Genomic DNA, 21258 nt, shown 5'->3' with positions numbered 1-21258 from the left:
CGGTTTCTGGAGAAGAATCAAAGATTCTCAACTATATACAGCACTTTGCGCGATCGACAGGTACAGTAACAACAATCAGTAGAATAATTACGGATTTTAATATTGTACCTGATTGTTAACAAAGTTATGTATCTATTAAGAAATCGGGTTTCTGTTCTCAATACCTAATTTCTACTTACGTTTAATTAACTCGAATTAATTAGTAAATGTGAAAACACTTGCTAATAAAATATGTCTTTACCGCTTTTCTGGTCAAGGCAGGGTTGACATTTGGTCAATTGCAATCTTAAATATAGAAAATAGTTATCTACATTCTGCCGAGGAGTAATTGTGCCTTTATTCATTAATAATCTGATTAACGATCCGACTGGATTTCCTGTATTTGTAGGCGGGGGGCCTCGTCTTCTAGCCTATCCTACAAACGATGATATTCAATTGGGATCGGGAAACTTATTTAGTTTTTCCGGCGGAGTTTGGGGTCTCAGTGGCAATGATACCATAGCGGGGTCTTCTGACTCTAACGAGCGGCTATTCGGTAATGATGGCGAAGATATTATCGGAGGTGCGGGAGGTAATGATATATTGTTCGGTGGGAAAGATAGCGATCGCTTAGACGGAAACGACAACAATGATGTAGTTAGAGGCGACTCCGGCGATGATTTCCTATTTGGGGGCTCTGGCGATGATATATTGCGGGGAGGCCAAGGAAATGACCGTTTAAGCGGAGATTTTGGGAATGATTTTTTAGTAGGCGATCGCGGTATCGATCTCCTAACGGGCGGTGAGGGTGCTGATACGTTTGTCTTCAGAAGAGATGAGGCTGGATTTAATATTAATCAGGTAGATGTCATCACTGATTTTCAGTTTAGAGAAGGCGATCGCATTGGACTTACTGATGGGTTAACACAGCTAGACTTACGTTTTAATGATGAGGATCGGATCGATTTTGACAGCGACGGAGAATTTGATGATATGGTAGTGCGGATTAGCCGCACTGGAGAAATTCTGGGCATAGTTTTAAATGCTGATAACTTTGACCTGATAGATACATTTGAAACCGCAAATCAAGCCGTGTTAGGCATCAACGGCACTCAATTTGCCTATCTTCCTTAGACGTAACGCCGCCCTCTGGGCGGTTTCTTACTGCCCAGAGGGCGACGGTACAACGATAGTAATAGTAACGCGATCGCCACCAGAACCAACAGATTTACTTGCGAATTGGGACACCGACAGCTATAATACCTTAATTATGAAAAAACCACAGACCGTTAACAAATAACATCTAACAACTAACAAATTATGTTTGACGCACTTGCCGATCGCTTAGAATCCGCCTGGAAAAAACTGCGCGGCCAGGATAAAATTTCCGATGCCAATATTCAAGAAGCTCTGCGGGAAGTCCGCCGCGCCCTCTTAGAGGCAGATGTCAACCTGCAAGTAGTTAAAGATTTTATCGCAGAAGTAGCAGTCAAGGCTCAAGGAGCCGAAGTAATTTCTGGTGTCCGGCCTGACCAACAGTTTATCAAAATCGTCTACGACGAACTGGTGCGGGTGATGGGAGAAACCAACTCACCTCTGGCGATCGCAGACAGCGCCCCCACAATTGTCTTAATGGCGGGTTTGCAAGGTACGGGCAAAACTACCGCCTCCGCCAAATTAGCATTGCAACTCCGCAAGCAAAACCGTAGCACTTTATTAGTCGCTACCGATATTTACCGGCCCGCCGCGATCGATCAGTTAGTAACTCTGGGCAAACAAATCGACGTGCCCGTGTTTGAATTAGGTAAAGATATTGACCCCGTAGAAATTGCCCGTCAAGGTATCAATCGCGCCAGAGAACTTGGTGTAGATACAGTGATTGTTGATACCGCCGGCCGCCTGCAAATCGACCAAGACATGATGGCCGAGTTAGCGAGGATTAAAGAGACAATTCAACCTCACGAAACCCTCTTAGTCGTAGACGCAATGACCGGTCAGGAAGCCGCCAACCTGACGCGCACATTCCACGACCAAATCGGCATTACCGGCGCGATTTTAACAAAAATGGACGGCGACAGTCGCGGCGGCGCGGCCCTTTCCGTGCGACAAATATCTGGCGCACCGATTAAATTTGTCGGCGTTGGCGAAAAAGTGGAAGCCTTGCAACCATTTTATCCCGATCGCATGGCATCTCGGATTTTAGGCATGGGCGATGTCCTCACCTTGGTAGAGAAGGCCCAAGAGGAAATCGACATCACCGACGCTGAACAAATGCAGGAAAAAATCCTGACAGCAAAGTTTGACTTTACCGACTTCCTCAAACAAATGCGCCTGCTGAAGAATATGGGTTCTCTCGGTGGCATTTTGAAGATGATTCCCGGACTCAATAAGATGTCCGACGACGATATGCGGAAGGGAGAAGTGCAACTGCGGCGGACTGAGGCAATGATTAACTCGATGACCACAGAGGAGAGACGCAACCCCGAACTGCTTTCGAGTTCTCCTTCCCGTCGCCGGAGAATTGCCAAGGGTTCTGGCTTCGTTGAGGCGGATGTAGCAAAACTGGTGAGTGATTTCCAGAAAATGCGAAATATGATGCAGCAATTAGGTCAAGGGGGTGGCTTTCCGGGCATGGGTGGTATGCCAGGAATGCCGGGAATGGCGGGTATGCCAGGAATGGGTAGCCGTCCCGGTCAACCCGGTTGGCGCGGCGGTGCTCCCGCTAAGAAGAAGAAAAAAGAGAAGAAGAAAAAGGGTTTTGGGCAGCTTTAGGGGAGATGGGGAGCGGGGGAGGATGGGGAGATGGGGAGCAGGGGAGATAATGTCATGTCCAGTTAAATACTTGTCATTGCGAGCCAAGCGCAGCGCAGTTGCGAGCGAAGCGAAGCAATCCCGAAGCAATCCCAACACTTTGCGATTGCTTCGCTTCGCTCGCAATGACAGAGCGCGACTAATTTGCCGGAAATTAAGATAAATTCTCCCCCGCTCCCCATCTCCCCCGCTCCCCTATTCCTTCTTTCTGAAATAGCTTACAATCGATCAAGGATTATTTTGCACGAACATGATCAAACTGCGATTGAAACGATACGGTAAAAAACGGGAGGCAAGCTACCGGATTGTAGCGATGAATAGCACCTCTCGTCGGGACGGCCGCCCTCTTGAAGAACTAGGCTTCTATAACCCCAGAACAGACGAAACCAGGCTGAATATCCCAGGGATTGTCAAGCGTCTCCAAGAAGGTGCTCAGCCTACTGACACTGTGCGCGACCTACTAAGAAAAGCTAATGTTTTTGAACAAGTCGGAGCAGGAGCTAACCTTGAGTCCAGTAATCCAGCGATCGCCAGCTAGTCCTGATTATGTGGGGCTGGTGCGCTTTTTAATCGAGCCTTTTTTAGAGTCACCTGGGTCTTTGCGAGTTGATTGCGAACTACACCCGCGCCAATCCCGGACGTGGATTCGGCTGGCCTTTGACGAGCCAGATAAGGGGCGCGTGTATGGCAGAGGTGGACGCAATATTCAGGCAATTCGGACTGTACTGGAAACGGTGGCAAAAACAGCAAGCGAATTCGTGTATTTAGATATATACGACGCTCAAGATGGCGATCCTCGCTATTCCAATCCTAAGAGCGATTCGCGCTATGGAAGTGCTAGGGGCGATCGCGACAGCCGCGACAGCAGACCCCGGAGTAGAGATATCGGCGGCAGACCGCCGAGAGAACCGTCCCGCCGTTCAAGTCTGCCCCCAATTAAACCTAACAGAAGCAATCCAGACTTCGGTTAGCAATTTTAGGGTGGTCGGCAGTCTCTCCATCATATATATCTGTTGAGGAAGGCCGCGTTGCCCCCTTGAATGCTAGGGCTTACGCTAAGCCCCTAGCTTTTTTATTTAAGAGGGGCTAGGGGCTAGGGGCTAGGGAAGAGAGAAGAGGGAAGAAGGGTTGAGAATCAGGTTTTAGGAATTCAGAATGTCCTAACTGCCTTGGCAATTGAGAGTTTTAATTGGAGGGAGCTTATGTTAGCATGACAGAAATATTAACCATTGAATTACCGAGTATTGACAGCGCGATCGCGATCGCGGGTTATCAAGAAGAAAATCTCAAAGTCTTGACCAAACAAACTGGGGCTAATGTAGTCTTGCGAGGGCAAGAACTATTGATTTCTGGGACAGAAAATCAAGTAAAATTGTGCGAGAAATTAGTGCGATCGCTTACCCAATATTGGAAAACTGGTAAAAGCATTTCTGGAGTAGATATCCTCACCGCACGCCACGCCTTAGACACCAACCGCCAAGAGGATTTACAAGACTTGCAGCGCGACGTATTCGCCAAAACCCGACGAGGCGAAGAAATTAGAGCCAAAACCTTTCGACAGCGGCAATACGTCCAAGCTCTACGCACCCACGACCTCACATTTTGCATCGGCCCTGCGGGTACTGGCAAGACCTATTTAGCAGCAATTCTGGCAGTGCAAGCGCTTCTTTCTAAGCAGTACGAACGGCTGATTTTAACACGACCAGCAGTGGAAGCAGGCGAAAAATTAGGATTTCTACCTGGTGATTTGCAGCAGAAAGTCAATCCTTATTTGCGGCCTCTGTATGACGCTTTATACGAAATGATTGAACCAGAAAAAATGTCTGATTTAATGGAAAAAGGTACTATAGAAGTAGCTCCTTTAGCGTATATGCGCGGTCGCACTCTTAGCAATGCGTTTGTGATTTTAGATGAAGCCCAAAATACTACACCAGCCCAGATGAAAATGGTATTAACTCGTTTGGGTTTTCGTTCCCGAATGGTAGTTACTGGCGATCTAACTCAGACCGATTTGCCCTATAATCAACAGTCTGGATTATCAGTGGCACATCATATTCTGCGTCACGTTGAAGGTATTGCTTTCTGCGAATTTTCTCAGGCGGATGTTGTGCGACATCCTTTAGTACAGCGAATTGTCGCTGCTTATGAACAGCACGAAAAATAATCATTGTAGTAGCGCTTTCTTCTACAAAGAAAGCGCGTCAAGCCACTACTACGAATGATTGAAGCTGTAGGTGCGAGTGTTATTTGTTTATCCCCCTACTCTCCAGATTTTAATCATATTGAACTATGGTGGTCATACCAAATCCGGGTTTACTACCCCCTTTATTGTCATTGCGAAAAGCCGAAGCCGCGAGCGAAGCGTGGCGGGAAGTGAAGCAATCGCCTAGTCTCTGCGATTGCTTCGGGATTGCTTCGTACCTCAGATTGCTTCGGGCTTGCTTCGTACCTCAGATTGCTTCGGGCTTGCTTCGTACCCTCGCAACTGCGCTTCGCTTGGCTCGCAACTGCGCTTCGCTTGACGCGCTGCGCTTGGCTCGCAATGACGACGGATAATTACTAATAAAGGGGATGACTAACCCGGATTTGGTATCACAACTCAAATCTTTTTTGCGGAGGTTTAGTCCAGCTACCACGTCTATGATTGATACAATAATTGCAGTTTCTCTCAACTTAATAAATCGTCAACATTTAAGAAAATCATGATCGATCTTACTAATTATCAAGTTCTGACTCAAATCTATGAAAGCGCTAACTCCCTCGTTTATCGTGCTACACGAAACAATGACAATCAAGCTGTAATTCTCAAAGTTCTTAAAGAAGATTATCCCACACCGGAAGAACTTACGCGCTACCGCACTGAATATCAAATTACTAAATCCCTGAATTTACCAGGGGTTGTCAAAGTTTATGACTTGCAAAAATATCAAAACACTCTCATCATGTCAATTGAGGACTTTGGCGGTGAATCTTTGAAGATTTGGAGGCAAAACAATAGGTTTATCCTAGAGGAATTTCTAAAAATTGCCATTGCTACTACTGAAACTTTAGGGCAAATTCACGCTGCCAATATTATTCATAAAGATATTAACCCATCTAATATTGTTTACAACCCAGAAACGGAACAATTAAAAATCATCGACTTTGGCATTTCTAGTCAGCTAACACGAGAAACACCCACACTGAAAAACCCCAATATTTTAGAAGGCACATTAGCCTATATTTCTCCCGAACAAACAGGTAGGATGAATCGCACTCTTGATTATCGGGCTGATTTTTATTCCCTTGGTGTCACATTTTATGAATTGCTGACAGAAAAATTGCCTTTTGAGACAGAAGACGCTTTAGAGTTAGTTCACTACCACATTGCCAGACAGCCAGTTCCTCCCCACGAAATTGAGGCAGAAATTCCCCTAATTCTCTCTCAAATCGTCAATAAATTGATGGCGAAGAATGCCGAAAATCGCTATCAAACATCATTAGGTTTAAAGCACGATTTAGAGACTTGTTTGGTTCAATTACAAACTACAGGTAATATTGCGGAATTTAGCTTGGGAACCCGGGATATTACCAACCGTTTTTTAATTCCTGAAAAGCTTTATGGTAGAGAAAATGAAGTTTCTAATCTATTAGCCGCATTTAAAAGAGTCAGTGAAGGTCACACTGAAATGATGCTAGTTGCCGGCTTTTCTGGTATTGGTAAAACTGCTATCGTCAACGAAGTTCATAAGCCAATTGCCAAACAACGGGGCTATTTTATTAAAGGCAAATATGACCAATTTCAGCGAAATATTCCTTTCTCGGCATTTGTTCAAGCTTTTCGAGATTTAATGGGGCAATTATTATCAGAATCCGATGCCCAATTACAAATATGGAAAACTAAAATTATCAGCACAGTAGGCGAAAGTGGGCAAGTCTTAATTGATGTGATTCCTGATTTAGAACGTATTATTGGCGCTCAACCAGCCGCACTAGAATTATCGGGTACTGCTGCCCAAAATCGCTTTAATTTGCTGATGCAAAAGTTTGTGCAAGTATTTACCACTGCCGAACATCCTTTAGTAATGTTTTTAGATGATTTGCAGTGGGCAGATTCGGCATCTTTGAAGTTGCTACAACTATTGATGGAGGATAAGGGGAATCTATTGGTGTTAGGTGCTTATCGAGATAATGAAGTATCACCTACTCATCCGTTTATGTTGACGGTAGATGAAATTATTAAGTCTGGGGCAGTGGTTAATAGTATTACGCTGCAACCATTAAGTTTAGCAGATATGAATCAATTGGTGGCAGATACGCTGATTTGCAATTTATCCTTGGCTCAACCTTTGACAGAATTAGTTTATCAAAAAACTCAGGGTAATCCCTTTTTCTCCACTCAATTCCTGAAGGCATTACATGACGATGGGCTGATTACTTTTGATCCCCCTCAGTCACCCACCCCCCTTTCATCCCCCCTTACCAAGGGGGGACAGAGGGGGGTAAAAGGGGGGTGGCAGTGCGATATTGCTCAAGCTAGATTGACTCACGCTGATGATGTGGTGGAGTTTATGGCGGTACAATTGCAGAAGTTGCCCGAAGAAACTCAGAATGTCCTCAAGTTGGCGGCTTGTATTGGGGCGCAGTTTGATTTAAATACATTGGCAGTAGTTAGTGAAGAATTGCCAGAAAAAACGGCATTATCACTGTGGAACGCTTTGCAGGAAGAACTGATTTTACCGATTACAGAAGGCTACAAAAACTTTATTCAAACAGACGCTAAATTTAATATCGAGTCTATTACTAATCCCACTTATCGGTTTCTACACGATCGCGTCCAACAAGCGGCTTATTCATTGATTCCTGAGTACCAGAAACCAGCTACTCATCTCAAAGTTGGACAGCTACTTTTACAAAATGCCTCGGAGATGGAAAGAGAAGAAAAACTGTTTGATATTGTCGAGCATTTGAATCTAGGCAAGGAGTTGATCGCCCAAGCAAAAGAGAGGGAAGCCTTAGCACAACTCAACTTAAAAGCTGGGCAGAAAGCTAGAAATTCTACTGCCTACGCTGCGGCAAAAGTTTATTTGCAAATAGGGATTGATTTACTAACAGATAACCGTTGGCAAAGTCAATATGAATTGACGCTTAATCTCTATGTTATAGCTACTGAAGTTGCTTATTTGAATGCTGATTTTGATGGTATGGAGCAGATAGCAGCAGAAGTTTTCCAAGAAGCACGAACAATTTTAGATAAAGTTAAAACTTACGAAATTTTAATTATTTCCCAGGTAGCCCAGACTCAGGGCTTAAAAGCGCTCGAAATAGCCAGAGATGCACTGGCGCAATTGGGAGTTGCACTCCCTACCGAAGCTGATGAAGTCAAGACAGATCAAGCCCTACAGAGCCTTGCTATACAACTTCAAGACAGAAGCATTGAGGAACTGGTGAACTTGCCTGTGATGACCGATATTGACACTCAAGCCGCCATGCAACTCTTAGGAATATTATTTTCAGCCATTAATCAAACCATCCCGAGTTTACTGCCCCTACTGAGCTCTACGATGGTGAGTTTATCGCTTCAATTTGGAAATGCACCCGTATCGACGGTAGGGTATTTGATTCATAGTGTGGTGCTGTGTAACTTTTTGGGAGATGTCAAAACTGGCTATCGCTTTGGTAAATTAGCACTGAATTTACTCGATCTGTTTAATGCAACAGAATTTAAGTCCCAAATTCTGGCTGTCTTTACTGCCTGGATTCAGCATCACCAAGAGGCTATCAGGGCAAGGATACCAATGAGTAAAGACGGGTATATAGCTGGTATGGAAACTGGCGATTTTCTATATGCGAGCTACAGCATACTTGTTTACTTTGAGGGCAATTTGTGTGGTGGAGTAGAAATAGATACTTGGGAAGCCGAACTGGAAATTTACAATGCTGCATTTGCTCAAATAAAGCAATATTCTGCCCAGATTATTTTGGATATAACGTGGCAGACGACGAAAAACTTGAGAGAAACTGTGAGTACACCGGATTGTCTAATCGGAACTGCTTACAATGAAACAGAGATGATTCCTAAACATCATCAGGACAATAACTTAACGATGATTGCTATTGTCTACACATATAAACTGATGCTTGCTTACTTCTTTGGCAATTATCCGGCTGCCCTAAGCTACATTGCCCAAATAAAGCCGTATTTAATGTCAGTATCGGGAATAGTTTTTTTCCCCATTTTCCATTTCTATGCGGCCCTGACACACTTAGCACTTCTTTTCACCTACCCAGAAATTGAACAAGCAGAAATTCTCATCCAGGTGGAAACCCATCAAACCACTCTGCACAAATGGGCGCAAAATGCTCCCATGAATTATCTACATAAATGGTATTTAGTGGAGGCAGAAAGGCAGCGGATTTTAGGCAATAAAGCCGATGCCATCGACTTGTACACTTCCGCCATCTCCCTCGCTAAAGAAAATCAATTTCTCAATGAAGAAGCCCTAGCTAACGAACTAGCCGCCAAGTTCTATTTAGACTGGGGAAAAGAAAAAATTGCTCAAGTCTATATGATTGATGCCTATTATTGTTATGTCCAATGGGGAGCAACTGCGAAGGTAAAAGATTTAGAAACGCGATATCCCCAGTTATTGAAGGCAATTCAACCAGGAAATAAAAACACTAAAACTACCACAACAGTGACGACTACTGGTTCGACTAATAACTTAGATATCACCACAGTGCTGAAAGCTTATCAGGCAATTTCCGGCGAAATTATGCTAGATAAGTTACTGTCTAGCATAATGAAAATTTTGATTGAAAATGCGGGGGCGCAAAGAGGCTATCTGATTTTATCAAGCCAGGGCAAACTATTTATTGAAGCTGAAGGTACAATAAATTCAGAACAAGTCACCGTGTTGCAGTCAATTCTAGTTGAAGATTGTCAAGAACTTTCCTCCGCAATTGTTAATTATGTAGCCCGTACTCAACTAAGCGTGGTACTGGATGATGCTGTTCAAGAGGGACAATTTACCAATGACTTATATATCCAAAATCATCAGCCTAAATCAATTTTATGCGTGCCGCTGATTAACCAATCTCAACTCGTTAGTATTGTTTACCTGGAAAATAATCTGACAGCGGGAGCTTTTACTCCAGAAAGAGTCGAACTATTAAAAGTGTTATCAGGACAAGCTGCGATTTCTATTGAAAATGCCAGACTTTATCAAAATTTAGAAGATAAAGTCCAAGAAAGAACGGCAGAATTAGCCGAAGCTAATCAAGAAATTATTGGTTTAAATAAACGCCTGAAAGCTGAAAATATGCGGATGAGCGCAGAGTTAGATATTACGAGAAAATTGCAACAAATGGTATTACCTAAAGAGTCAGAGTTACAATCAATAGAGGGTTTAGATATTGTCGGCTTTATGGAACCAGCGGATGAAGTTGGTGGTGATTATTATGATGTGTTGTCCGCTGATGGTAAGGTAACGATCGGGATCGGAGATGTGACGGGTCACGGTTTAGAAAGTGGGTTATTAATGTTAATGACTCAAACCGCCGCTAGAACTTTACAAGAAAGTCAGGAAAGCAATCCCATCACATTTCTGAATGTGCTCAACCGCACTCTTTATCGTAATATAGAACGGATTAATTCTGACAAAAATTTAAGTCTCTCTTTTCTGAATTATGAAGATGGAATTTTGCAAATAACTGGTCAACATGAGAATGTAATTGTTGTGCGTACTAATGGTGAAGTGGAACAAATTGATACAGAAACTTTAGGTTTTCCCATTGGTTTAGAAGAAGATATTACTGATTTTGTGGCGACGGAAAAAGTATCGTTAAATTCTGGGGATGTTGTGGTGTTATATACTGATGGGATTACGGAAGCGGAAAACATGGCAAAACAGCTATATGGCTTAGAACGATTAGTTGAAATAGTCACAGACAATAGAGCCAAATCTGTATCAGAAATTAAAGATGTAGTGATTGCCAATGTCCGCGATTTTATTCAAGAACAAAAGGTATTTGATGATATAACTTTAGTTGTTTTGAAAAAACAATAAATGAAATCTGAGCATTTACACTCGCTACTAACGCATTCTGGTAGCACTCCTTTGTCAGAGTCTACTATGGCGTTCGAGATAATTTACCCACTGTTCTCCATCTTGACCAATGCCAACCGAATTTCCAATGGCAACCTTAAGAAATTAAGAAGATTAGACTTAAGGCCTCCAATATCTGATGAAATAGTGAATGAATGGCTAGAACTACAATCTTCTCTTTACGGACAAGGCCGCCCGCACAACTATCAGTATGTTATAAGAATGACAAACTCAGGTGCAGAGCATTATTTTGAGAAAGATGTATTTCCGTTGTTTTACAATAATTTTTAGTGCAGAGAGGTAAAAAAATGATTAGTGACTACAAATTGTCAAGCGTAAAAAATGGGATTGGTTATTTCGCTCGTGTTGTAGTAGAAGCTATGCTTTTTTCTGAAAAAGAATTGGTAATAAATGCCATAGGTCATCAGATCAATAGGAATGAATGTGAGGTTAATGCAGAAACACATAAAGACTGGATTAATGCAGCAATTGAAGGTGCAAACTACACTTTAAAACACATCAAGCAATTAGATGAAATCAACAAATACGATGTTAAACTTATTAAAGTTATTGGACTTGAAGCTGATACTACAGAAGATGCTGTAAGAACGGCAGCCTCTATTGCTACATGGCGAGCTATAAATCTAAATTGCCCAGAACCTGAGCCTGTATTTGACAAAAATTGGTATGTTGTATTTCCTGTAAGAAATCAACACCTTTAATTTTTGTTTTTTTTGTCTAGTTACTTAACAACTCACAAAATCATGTCTAATCTTAAAGAATTTCTGGAAGAATGCGAAAAACTCGGCACACTGCGTTTAATTGTTACAAGTAGTGCGGCTGTACTAGAAGCGCGGGGTAAAATTCAAAAGCTTTTCTACGCAGAGTTACCGAAAGGTAAATATGCAAATATGCACACAGAAGGCTTTGAATTTCACCTGAATATGGACAAAATTACGCGGGTAAAATTTGAAACTGGTGAGGCAAAACGGGGCAATTTTACTACTTATGCAGTGCGCTTTTTAGATGAAAAAGAAGAACCTGCTTTGAGTGCATTTTTGCAGTGGGGAAAACCAGGGGAATATGAACCTGGACAAGTTGAATCATGGCACGAATTAAAGGAGAAATATGGGGAGGTTTGGGAACCAGTACCAGTAGAGGAGATTTAGCTTATTATCTATTATAGCAACCTTCTTGGCAGTTAAGACGTTCTGAGTTCCACCAAACTCGCTTATTCTATTCCCTTCTTTCCCTTCTTTCACGCTTCCCCTAGCCCTGAGCATCGTAGCCCCTAGCCCGAGGGAGTGCCTAAGAATATTTGCCAACAAGTTCCCCTAACCCATTAACTTTAACACCGTCACCAATTGCGGCCATTTTCCAATCATTATTATGTCTGTAGATTTCAGCCATAATCATCCCAGTCATACCTTTGTATTCAGAACCCGATAGGTTATATCTAGCGAGTTCTTTATTATTGGAGGTATTAACCAGGCGTACAAACGCATTGTCAACTAACCCAAAGTCTTGTTTCCGAACAATACAATCGTAAATGTTAACTGTAAAAACCAGTTTCACAATTTCTAATGGCATTCGAGATAAATCTACAAGAATTTGCTCGTCATCTCCATCTCCAGCACCTGTGAGATTATCGCCGAGATGCGTAATTGCTCCCGAACGGTGAGAGAGATTCCCAAAGTAAACAATATTAACCATATCATTTACTTTACCATTTTGATCTAAGCAAATTACTGAAGCATCTAGGTCACAATCATGAGTATTACTGAAGGCTCCAAATAAACCACTCCCTGAACGTTTGACAACATCCCATCCTAATCCACACATTAGTTTTGTTAGTCCTGGTGCTTCTTTAGAAAGCGAGATGCGCTGTCCTTTTTGTAGTTGAATTGCCATTGATTTTATCTCCTAGCTATAGCGGTCGAGTAGTGCTTGTAAACCACCTTGATAACCGGCTCCGACTGCGTTGAGTCGCCACTCACCATCTTTACGATAAAGTTCAGCCATAATCAGCGCTGTTTCTATGGAATAATCTTCTACAAGGTCGTAGCGAACCGCTTCTTGTTGTGTTTCGATATTGACAAGCCGAACGAAGGCATTTTGCACTTGACCAAAATTTTGACGGCGTTGTTGTGCTTCATGGATAGTTACGGCTATAACTATTTTTTGGACATCACCAGGCACTTTTTTGAGCTTAATTTTGATCACTTCATCATCGCCCTCGCCTGCACCCGTGAGATTGTCACCCATGTGCTGAATTGATTTGTCAGCATCGGGACTTATCAGGTTATTATAAAAAATGAAGTGGTTGTCAGAAATTAATTTTTCATTAGCACCTAAGAGAAATAATGATGAGTCTAGATCGAAGTCGAAACCAGTGTCTGTAGCTTTAACATCCCATCCCAGTCCCACAAATACTTCTGAGAGTCCGGGTGAAATTTTATCGAGGGATACACGCTGTCCTTTTGTCAGTGAAACTGCCATTATTCAGTCCTCGTCCTTTGTTGATAAGTAATATAGCGGTAAAGTTCAAATGCTTTTTTGAGACTTCAAGGGAAAGAATTATGAAATCTTAAAGTTTATATTTTAATTTTATAAGCAACTGGCATAACTGTCAATCACTCTGAAAAATCTTTATTATTTTTTTATGGGATTGTAGTGAGAGCTATCGCGTCCAGTAATTAGCCGTCTTAACTAATAAACTATTAATATTGTTAGTTCCAGATTTTTTATATTATGATATGATACTGTCTCCACAAGTTGAGAGAGTCACAAGTAATGAGTCTGAGTGAAGCGGAAGTCCGTAGCCAAAAAATTGATGAGTTGCGATCGCAAGGGATAGAGCCTTATCCTAGCGAGTCTTATGCGCGATCGCACACAGCGAAAGACGTACATGAATTATTTAGCCAGCCAGGAAAAGAACTCCAAAATGGAGAAACTGACCCCGAAGAAATTTCCCTCCGAGTTTGCGGCCGCATCACATCCAAACGTGATAGTGGTAGCATTTGCTTCATTGACTTGAAGGATTTTTCAGACAAAATTCAACTCAAAATCGAGAAAAAAATAGTTACTGGCGAATCTGGCTTGAGCTTTAAACAGGTTCAAAAATTACTTGATGTCGGAGATTTTGTCGGAGTTGAAGGAATTGGCTGCCGCACTCCGCGCGGTGAACTTTCTATTTTGGTGCGCGAATTAAAGGTATTATCAAAAGCTACAATCCCATTTCCTGACGCTTATTACGGAGTTAACGATCCAGAAATCTGCCGCCGTCACCGCGAGATGGATTTGGCAGGAAATCCAGAATCTTTCAAGCGTTTTATTCTCCGTAGCCGTATCGTTCAAAGCATTCGTTCCTACTTCTGGAATACAGGTTTTCATGAACTTGAAACACCAACTTTGCAAGCTATTTATGGCGGTGGTGCTGCTCGACCCTTCATCACTCACCACAATGCTTTAGATGTAGATTTTTACTTGCGAATTGCTACTGAATTGTTCCTGAAAAGAGCAGTTGCTGGCGGATTTGAGCGGGTATTTGAAGTAGGGCGCATCTTTAGAAATGAAGGCGTTGACAGTACCCACAACCCTGAGTTTACATCTTTAGAAGCTTACCTGTCTTATGCTGATTACTTTGACATTTTAGAGGTTGTAGAAGAGGTAATCTGTTATGCAGCTAATTCTATTTTTGGAGATGTCAAAGAAATTGAAAATCAGGGAAAAATGATTAGTTTAGAACGCAAATTTGATTACAGTGAGGAATATCCCGGTTTCAGCGGTAAGCACTGGCAACTCAAAACCATGATAGCATCTGTTAAAGATGAAACAGGTCTAGATTTTGAGAGTTTGAATTTGGAGGATGCGATCGCAGCCGCCGAAAAACTGGAATTGCACCTCTCTAATCTAGAAAAGCAAAGTTTGGGCTACTTGCTTTATGCCGTGTTTGATAACTTAGTTGTACCTAAACTAATTCAACCTACTTTCATTATGGACTTTCCTGTAGAAGTGAGTCCGCTAGCAAAAAGACATCGTAGCAAACCGGGATTTGTGGAACGATTCGAGTTATTTATTAACGGTACTGAATACTCCAATGGCTTCTCAGAATTGAACGATCCAAAGGAACAAAGAAAGCGTTTTGAGGAACAATTAGCACAGAGAAAGGCTGGAGATGATGAGGCGCATCCGATGGATGAAGATTTTATTCAAGGATTGTCTTTAGGAATGCCTAATTGTGCGGGAGTGGGGATAGGTATAGATAGATTAGTGATGCTTTTGACTAATACTCAAAGTATTCGCGATGTTGTAATGTTCCCCACTATGCGGCCGGCTAAAGATTCTTAGGTCAATTAGTAATAAGGTGCGTCTATATTGTTTAAAATTTGCTAGTTATGACGCACCTTATTTTATTAATATATTCTCTATCAACTTGTTTTCTTGAGCAAACTTGATAAAATCCCTAAAATTTTTCCTACATCTTTGATATAATACTCTACCACATCAATGTCTAAAACATTGCCTTCTAACTTTAGAAATCTCCAGACAGTCCCCGATGTCATCACGCCATAAATTATTTTAATTTGATTACCTTCTTTTTGATTAAACAATTGTGCTGCATACATTTCAGCCGCACACTGTCCCAAACCGCCGATTAAGTCTTCTTTCTTAGCTTCAACAATGGCAATAACAGGAGCCATAATTATAATCTGCGACTCGGAAAGGCTGATTAAAAAATCACAAGCCCCATTCAATCCTTTTTCTAAGTCTACGTTAAATTCTTTACCAGAGAACAAGCTAATTTTATCGTCTAGCATTCTCCTCAATTCAAGTAAAATTGGGGTAATAATCATTTCGGAACGCGCTTTTTCGGTATTGATTTCGCTGGCTAGGGGGAGGCTGTATTTGAGGGTAAAATCTAAATATTCGCTGTATCCTACTGCTGGTATATTGGCAAATAAGTCATTTTTGTCTTTGAAGATTAAGCCAAATTGTTTGATGAAATCGCTGAGGGTAAAGTTACTGTAAGCCATGTTAATTATAGCTAGGGACTAGGGGCTAGGGGCTAGGGGAAGAGGGAAATAGAATCAATGGTTTCAGCCATGAGCGAGTGTCCTAAGATACCGACAATCGACCCGCCCCCACGCAACGAAATAAACTCACCTACTATTATTTACTTTCACCGCATAAATGAACCAACAACAACATTAAAATCATCAGCCAAAGGATTGCCTAAAGCCTTAAATTTCCACTCTCCACCATCTCGGTAAACTTCCCCAATCAACATAGTTATTTTGCCATCGAAAGAAGACTCACTCGATAAACTATATCGAGCTATTTCTTTCCCCGCCGCATCTATGGCCCTGACAAAAGCATTTTCTACCATTCCAAAATGTTGCTTTCGCTCTTTAGCCTGGTAGATATTCACACCCAAAATTATTCGATGATATTGTTCAGATAGAGAGCTAAGCCTCACAACTATCTGCTCGTCATCTCCTTCCCCTGCGCCCGTCAGATTATCACCCAAATGAACTACGCTTTTATCTTTAGATTCCAAATGGCCGTAATAAATGACATCTTCCTTGTAATTCTTTAACTTGCCATTATCTCCCAACAAAAGAGCATAAGAATCCAAGTCAAAATCCTTACCACCGCCGCCAAAAAGTCCACCTTTCGACTTGGCGATATCCCATCCTAAACCCATCGTCATTTTAGACAAGTCGTATTCACTTTTACTGAGAATAATACTTTGTCCTTTGGTCAAATTAATAGCCATATTGTTCTCTGTCTCTAAGGTTTACGTATGCTGAGGTTTGGTGATTGTAACCTGAAACTATCCTGGATTTACGGATTTACGTTGAAAGGCTATCTTTATGGTAAAAGATGTTGCCTTCGCGCTGATTTTACCCAATTTGGGTATTCAGTTGTCAACAAATCATATAATTCTTCATCAGCAATAGCTTCAGGATCTTCTATACTAAAAAAATCGGCATTATCTAAGTAGCGATCTGTCATTTCATCAAGTTGCTCTAAAAAACTAAAATCGCTCGTCATCGCCTTTGCAAACCAACCACCAATCCCCTTACTTTTGACATCGCTACGTGACTTCCCAATCGCCATAAACTGCCAAAATATTGGCTCATAAGACGACCATTTTAACTGTTGTTTAGTATCCTGTTCGTCCGCAGTAGCTCCATCTGTGACAAACATAACATAAACAGGTTGATCTGCGGCAATAGCTGAGTTGCGTCTGCCTCCATGAGCATCAGGGAAATAGAAATTTCTAATTACCTTCATTACTTTACCATAATAAGTCCACCCTTCTAAAGGATACTCATCTAGTATATTGTGAATAAAGTTTGAGAAATTATCTACTGTCATTTCACCAGCATTGTGAGCATTGGCTCCAAAGAGAAATATATCAATAGAACCATCGTCATCAAATCGACATCCCAAAGCCAGAATTTTCTCTGCTAAACGCTGGATTTTCCCAGAAGTGTAGAGGGAAGTCATCGACATAGAAATATCAAGACAAAGCGCGACTTTAGCCTGGTGATTTGTTAAATTAGCTTTTGCCAGCGATATATCTACTTTTTTAACAAGATCAAAAATGTGCGGTGCTTTATCCTCCAGCTTTTTCTCTAGCATAATAGCTTTCTGATTTTTATTGCTATGTTCAGGAGTTGGCAATTTAGGTAACGTAGGTTGTGCTTTTTTCTCTGGCTGTTTAATCTCTACATAATACTTATCAACAAAACTTTGTAATCCCTGTTTATAACCTTGTCCTACGGCCTGAAATCTCCATGTTCCATCCTTTCTATAAAATCTTCCAAACTCTACGGCTGTTTCTTCTGAAAAAGCCTCTTGTAAATCATATCGCGCTAGTTCCAGTCTTGTATCTGGATTATAAAACCTAATAAAAGCATTTTTAATTTGACTAAAGTTTTGATTTTTTGCCTGTCCTTCGTGGATAGTAACAACAAAAATCATTTCCTCAATAGCCAAATTTACCTTGGTTAAATCTACATAAATTGTCTCCTCATCTCCTTCACCTTGAGCAGTTCTATTGTCTCCTGAGTGTTTGAGAGAATTATCCAATGATTGGAGATTATTGTAAAATATAAAATATTTTTCATCAGGAACTTTGCCATCAGTTCCTAACATAAAAACAGAGGAATCAATATCATATTTCCCGGTGGTTCCAGAGACACTTAAGCTAGTATCTATGTGCCAACCAAGTGCAATCGCCACCTTTTTTAAATTGGGATATTCTTGATAAAGATTAAATCTTTCGCCCTTCTTTAATTGAATTCCCATTTTGTTGATATCCTCTTTAATCTTATCGGAATTACGTATCACTTTTCGTAACGCCGCCGTCCCGGCGGTATCCTTAAAACTTGTAAGGTGGGTACTCGCCGAAACCATTTATGGTTACGAGTTACAAGTTTTTTTGCAGCGAGTACCCACCCTACGTTGTTATTACTAAAATCAAGAGGAATATTCACCTTAATTTTGAATTTCCCCTCGATCTATTTACCTTAGTATGATAGAGTTTGTGTTAGGCATACTTGTCTACAAAACTTTGTAAACCAGCATTAAAACCTTGTCCTACTGCTTGAAATCTCCATTCACCATCTTTCTTGTAAAGCCGCCCAAATTCAATCGCAGTTTCTCTAGAAAAATCCTCATCCAGATCGTACTTAGTCACTTCTGTAGAAGTGGTCGTGTCGTAAATCCGAATAAAAGCATTCCTGACTTGACCAAAGTTTTGTCTTCTGGTTTCAGCTTCATGGATAGTGACAACAAAAACAATTTCTTCCACAGAAGCATCTACTTTAGATAGATCGATTAGAACTGTTTCATCATCTCCTTGACCTTCTCCGGTTCTACTATCTCCTAAGTGTTGTACTGAAGCGTTTGGCGATTCTTTATTGTTGTAAAAAACGAAGTATTTTTCACTGGGAAGTTTTGCATTTGCACCCAGCATAAATACAGAAGCATCCAAATCAAACGCTGCACCGGTATCTGTAGCATTGATGTCCCATCCCAAACCAATGCCAGCATTTTTTAACCCTGGTGCTTCTTTTGAAAGATTGATTCTCTCGCCTTTGCTTAAATTGATAGACATCCGTATTACCTTAGTAAATTCAACAGCTTTTACTAATACCAACTATAGCAAATTTTATAGACTTTTGACAACTTGCTGTTGATATTCTTCCTCGGTCATTAATTCTTGCGTATTTTCTACTCGATCTAAAAATACGATCCCGTCTAAATGGTCATATTCATGTTGAAAAATTCGGGCGACAAAATCGGTTAATTCTTGTCGATGCTGTTTGCCATCACGACTGGTATATTCAATCTCAATCGCCTGGGATCGAGGTACTAATCCGCGAATCCCTGGAATGCTTAAGCAACCTTCCCAGTCTTTTATTACCTCATTTGAGCGGGCAATAATTTGAGGATTAATCATCGCTGTAGGTTCCATTATCGGTGCTTGTGGATAGCGAAGAGTGGGACGTGAAGCGATGATAAATAAACGGTAAGATTGAGCAACTTGAGGGGCAGCAATTCCCACGCCATTAGCACTTTGTGCTGTATGAATTAAGTTCTCAATCAGTTTTTGCAACTGTTCATCTTCAATGTTCTCGATAGTTTGAGCTTGACGACGTAGTACGGGATTCCCCAATTGAGAAATTTCTAATATTTCAGCCATGATTTACTGGTAATTCATGTGAATTGGTAATGGGTAATGGGTAATGGGTAATGGGGAATTGGGAATTGCTAATTGCTAATTGCTAATTACCCATCCTCCTCATCCCTCTCTCTCCTCTCTCTTTCCCTAGTCCCTAGCCCCTAGCCCCTAGTCCCCTCTTCATCGCGCCGATTGAACTGGGAGATTTCCCGGTTTTACTTCCAACTTAATCAGCTTACCATCGCGGCTTACCTCCACTTGTAAAGGTGTACCTACCTTAGTATTCTGAACCAATTTTTGCACCGATTCCGATTTGAGCATCGGCTGATTATTAATCTTCTGAATGACATCTCCAGGTCGGAAACCAGCCATAGCAGCAGGAGAAGAAGGAACAACGCTGTTAATTAAAATCCCCTCGCTAACATTGACACGAATTCTGCTATTAGGATCGCTATTAACTAACTTCTGAATTTCCGGTGTCAGCGTCGCCATCTCAATACCTAAATAGGCGTGTTCAACTTTACCAGTTGTAATCAATTGTTGAGCAATTTGCTGTGCTTCATTAATAGGAATTGCAAACCCCAATCCTTGAGCACCGCTGATAATTGCCGTGTTCATGCCAATCACTTCACCAGCAGCATTCAACAGTGGGCCGCCAGAATTTCCTGGATTAATTGCTGCATCAGTTTGAATAAATCCAATCCGCTTATCTGGGACACCAACATCTCGACTAGAGCGGCCTGTAGCACTGATGATCCCAGCAGTTACCGAGTTATCTAAACCCAAAGGATTACCGATCGCGATCGCCCATTCCCCAGGTAACAATTGATCGGAGTTTCCCACCTTCACAATTGGTAGCTTATCCGCCTCAATCTTGACCACTGCCACATCCGTTACCCGATCTTCCCCCAAAACCTTCCCCTCAAAGGTGCGACCGTCCTTGAGCGTCACACTTACTGTATCTGCCCCATCTACAACGTGAGCATTAGTGAGTACCTGACCATCAGCACTGATGACAAAACCGGAACCAGTTCCCCGCTCTACTCGTCCTCTACCTTGCGGTTGTTCTCCCCTAAAAAAATCTTCAGGAGATTGTCCATCTAACCCTCTTCCTGCCGATCCTACCCGCCGAGAAGAGTCAATCCGAACCACCGCTGGCCCTACTTTCTGCACCGCCGCCGCAATAAAATTCTCATCACCAGGAGCGATCGGCAGGGGAAGTTGTGAGACGATCTGAACCTGAGAATTGCTATTCTCAGAAGGAATTTTGACTTGCGGTTGGTCAAGTTTCTGCTGTATCCGGTTCTGAGCAGAAACAGGCATTTTCGACAATACTAAGCGATCGCCGAGCAGAGCTGCTCCGGCTCCCGTCACCAACAGCAACAGATAAATCGTCGGTTGTTTCCAAAACTTGCCAGTTGAACTATTCATCACGACCCCATTAGCCAACAAGCTAAATTACAACAGTTGTAGATTCAATCCCCGATTGTACTTTGTAAAGTATTGTGTACTTTGAGGATACTTCCGTGAACAAACCCGACAGTCAACGGAGTACCGTTAGACGGTAGGCTTCTTATTTCCTTTTTTTTAACTTTAGCATTTCCAAGGGAGATGAGGGAAAATTATCGGAACTCCACAGGATAGGTGTAGGCTGGTACAATTGCCAGCTATATTGGCTAAGGA

General features: G+C 41.8%; 19 protein-coding genes. 10 read left to right on the top strand and 9 right to left on the bottom strand.

The features are described 5' to 3' along the window. The first annotated feature begins 330 nt into the window (after positions 1–330). The 9 genes from PY364_RS17400 (at position 331) to PY364_RS17360 (ending at position 12046) form a co-directional block, all read left to right on the top strand. Positions 331–1113: a calcium-binding protein gene (locus tag PY364_RS17400; RefSeq protein ID WP_275524381.1), complete on the top strand. Its 783-nt coding sequence runs from the start codon at positions 331–333 to the stop codon at positions 1111–1113. Next, a complete protein-coding gene (locus PY364_RS17395; RefSeq protein ID WP_275524379.1) occupies positions 1097–1279 on the top strand; it encodes a hypothetical protein in 183 nt (60 codons plus the stop codon). Before PY364_RS17400 ends, PY364_RS17395 begins: the two co-directional genes overlap by 17 nt. Before the next feature lie 20 nt (positions 1280–1299). Beyond that, positions 1300–2751, top strand: a complete 1452-nt coding sequence (gene ffh / locus PY364_RS17390) for a signal recognition particle protein (protein WP_275524377.1) — start codon at positions 1300–1302, stop codon at positions 2749–2751. A 289-nt stretch (positions 2752–3040) separates the two neighbouring features. Next, the gene (gene rpsP, locus PY364_RS17385) at positions 3041–3328 is read left to right on the top strand and encodes a 30S ribosomal protein S16 (RefSeq protein ID WP_007355231.1); all 288 of its coding nucleotides are present in this window, start codon (positions 3041–3043) and stop codon (positions 3326–3328) included. Next, the gene (locus tag PY364_RS17380) at positions 3297–3761 is read left to right on the top strand and encodes a KH domain-containing protein (RefSeq protein ID WP_275524375.1); all 465 of its coding nucleotides are present in this window, start codon (positions 3297–3299) and stop codon (positions 3759–3761) included. Before rpsP ends, PY364_RS17380 begins: the two co-directional genes overlap by 32 nt. Before the next feature lie 239 nt (positions 3762–4000). Further along, a complete protein-coding gene (locus PY364_RS17375; protein ID WP_275524373.1) occupies positions 4001–4954 on the top strand; it encodes a PhoH family protein in 954 nt (317 codons plus the stop codon). Positions 4955–5492: 538 nt separating this feature from the next. Continuing rightward, positions 5493–10838 (top strand): AAA family ATPase, encoded by a 5346-nt coding sequence (locus PY364_RS17370; protein WP_275524371.1) that lies wholly within the window; start codon positions 5493–5495, stop codon positions 10836–10838. A 347-nt stretch (positions 10839–11185) separates the two neighbouring features. Beyond that, positions 11186–11599 (top strand): hypothetical protein, encoded by a 414-nt coding sequence (locus PY364_RS17365; protein ID WP_275524369.1) that lies wholly within the window; start codon positions 11186–11188, stop codon positions 11597–11599. 42 nt (positions 11600–11641) lie between these two features. Beyond that, positions 11642–12046, top strand: a complete 405-nt coding sequence (locus PY364_RS17360) for a ChuX/HutX family heme-like substrate-binding protein (RefSeq protein WP_275524367.1) — start codon at positions 11642–11644, stop codon at positions 12044–12046. A gap of 139 nt (positions 12047–12185) precedes the next feature. Here PY364_RS17360 and PY364_RS17355 read toward each other — a convergent pair whose 3' ends face one another. Then, the gene (locus PY364_RS17355) at positions 12186–12788 is read right to left on the bottom strand and encodes a TerD family protein (protein WP_275524365.1); all 603 of its coding nucleotides are present in this window, start codon (positions 12786–12788) and stop codon (positions 12186–12188) included. Positions 12789–12800: 12 nt separating this feature from the next. Beyond that, complete coding sequence (locus PY364_RS17350; protein ID WP_275524364.1) at positions 12801–13376, bottom strand: TerD family protein; 576 nt, start codon at positions 13374–13376, stop codon at positions 12801–12803. A 294-nt stretch (positions 13377–13670) separates the two neighbouring features. Here PY364_RS17350 and lysS point away from each other — a divergent pair, with 294 nt between their 5' ends. Beyond that, positions 13671–15227, top strand: coding sequence for a lysine--tRNA ligase (gene lysS, locus PY364_RS17345; protein ID WP_275524362.1), 1557 nt, complete (start codon positions 13671–13673; stop codon positions 15225–15227). A gap of 80 nt (positions 15228–15307) precedes the next feature. Here the strand turns inward: lysS and PY364_RS17340 are convergent, their stop codons facing one another. The 7 genes from PY364_RS17340 to PY364_RS17310 all read right to left on the bottom strand — a co-directional run bounded on the left by PY364_RS17340 (position 15308) and on the right by PY364_RS17310 (position 21006). Continuing rightward, a complete protein-coding gene (locus tag PY364_RS17340; protein WP_275524360.1) occupies positions 15308–15913 on the bottom strand; it encodes a hypothetical protein in 606 nt (201 codons plus the stop codon). A 146-nt stretch (positions 15914–16059) separates the two neighbouring features. Then, on the bottom strand, positions 16060–16656 hold the full coding sequence (locus tag PY364_RS17335) for a TerD family protein (protein ID WP_275524358.1): 597 nt from the start codon (positions 16654–16656) through the stop codon (positions 16060–16062). A gap of 95 nt (positions 16657–16751) precedes the next feature. Continuing rightward, a complete protein-coding gene (locus PY364_RS17330) occupies positions 16752–18197 on the bottom strand; it encodes a TerD family protein (protein WP_275524356.1) in 1446 nt (481 codons plus the stop codon). A 38-nt stretch (positions 18198–18235) separates the two neighbouring features. Further along, positions 18236–18385 (bottom strand): hypothetical protein, encoded by a 150-nt coding sequence (locus PY364_RS17325; RefSeq protein WP_275524354.1) that lies wholly within the window; start codon positions 18383–18385, stop codon positions 18236–18238. Positions 18386–18438: 53 nt separating this feature from the next. Beyond that, positions 18439–19008, bottom strand: a complete 570-nt coding sequence (locus PY364_RS17320; RefSeq protein WP_275524352.1) for a TerD family protein — start codon at positions 19006–19008, stop codon at positions 18439–18441. Positions 19009–19062: 54 nt separating this feature from the next. After that, entirely contained in the window at positions 19063–19596 is a 534-nt protein-coding gene (def, locus tag PY364_RS17315) for a peptide deformylase (RefSeq protein WP_275524350.1), read from the bottom strand. Between the two features lie 159 nt (positions 19597–19755). Then, positions 19756–21006 carry an HhoA/HhoB/HtrA family serine endopeptidase gene (locus PY364_RS17310; RefSeq protein WP_275524348.1) on the bottom strand — a complete coding sequence of 417 codons (1251 nt, stop codon included), beginning with the start codon at positions 21004–21006 and terminating at the stop codon, positions 19756–19758. Positions 21007–21258: the final 252 nt, after the last annotated feature.

The sequence above is a fragment of the Kamptonema sp. UHCC 0994 genome (genome assembly GCF_029167235.1).
Classification (GTDB): Bacteria; Cyanobacteriota; Cyanobacteriia; order Cyanobacteriales; family Microcoleaceae; genus Kamptonema.
The sequence above is the reverse complement of the archived record's forward strand: the minus strand, read 5'-3'. Positions and strand labels throughout refer to the sequence as shown.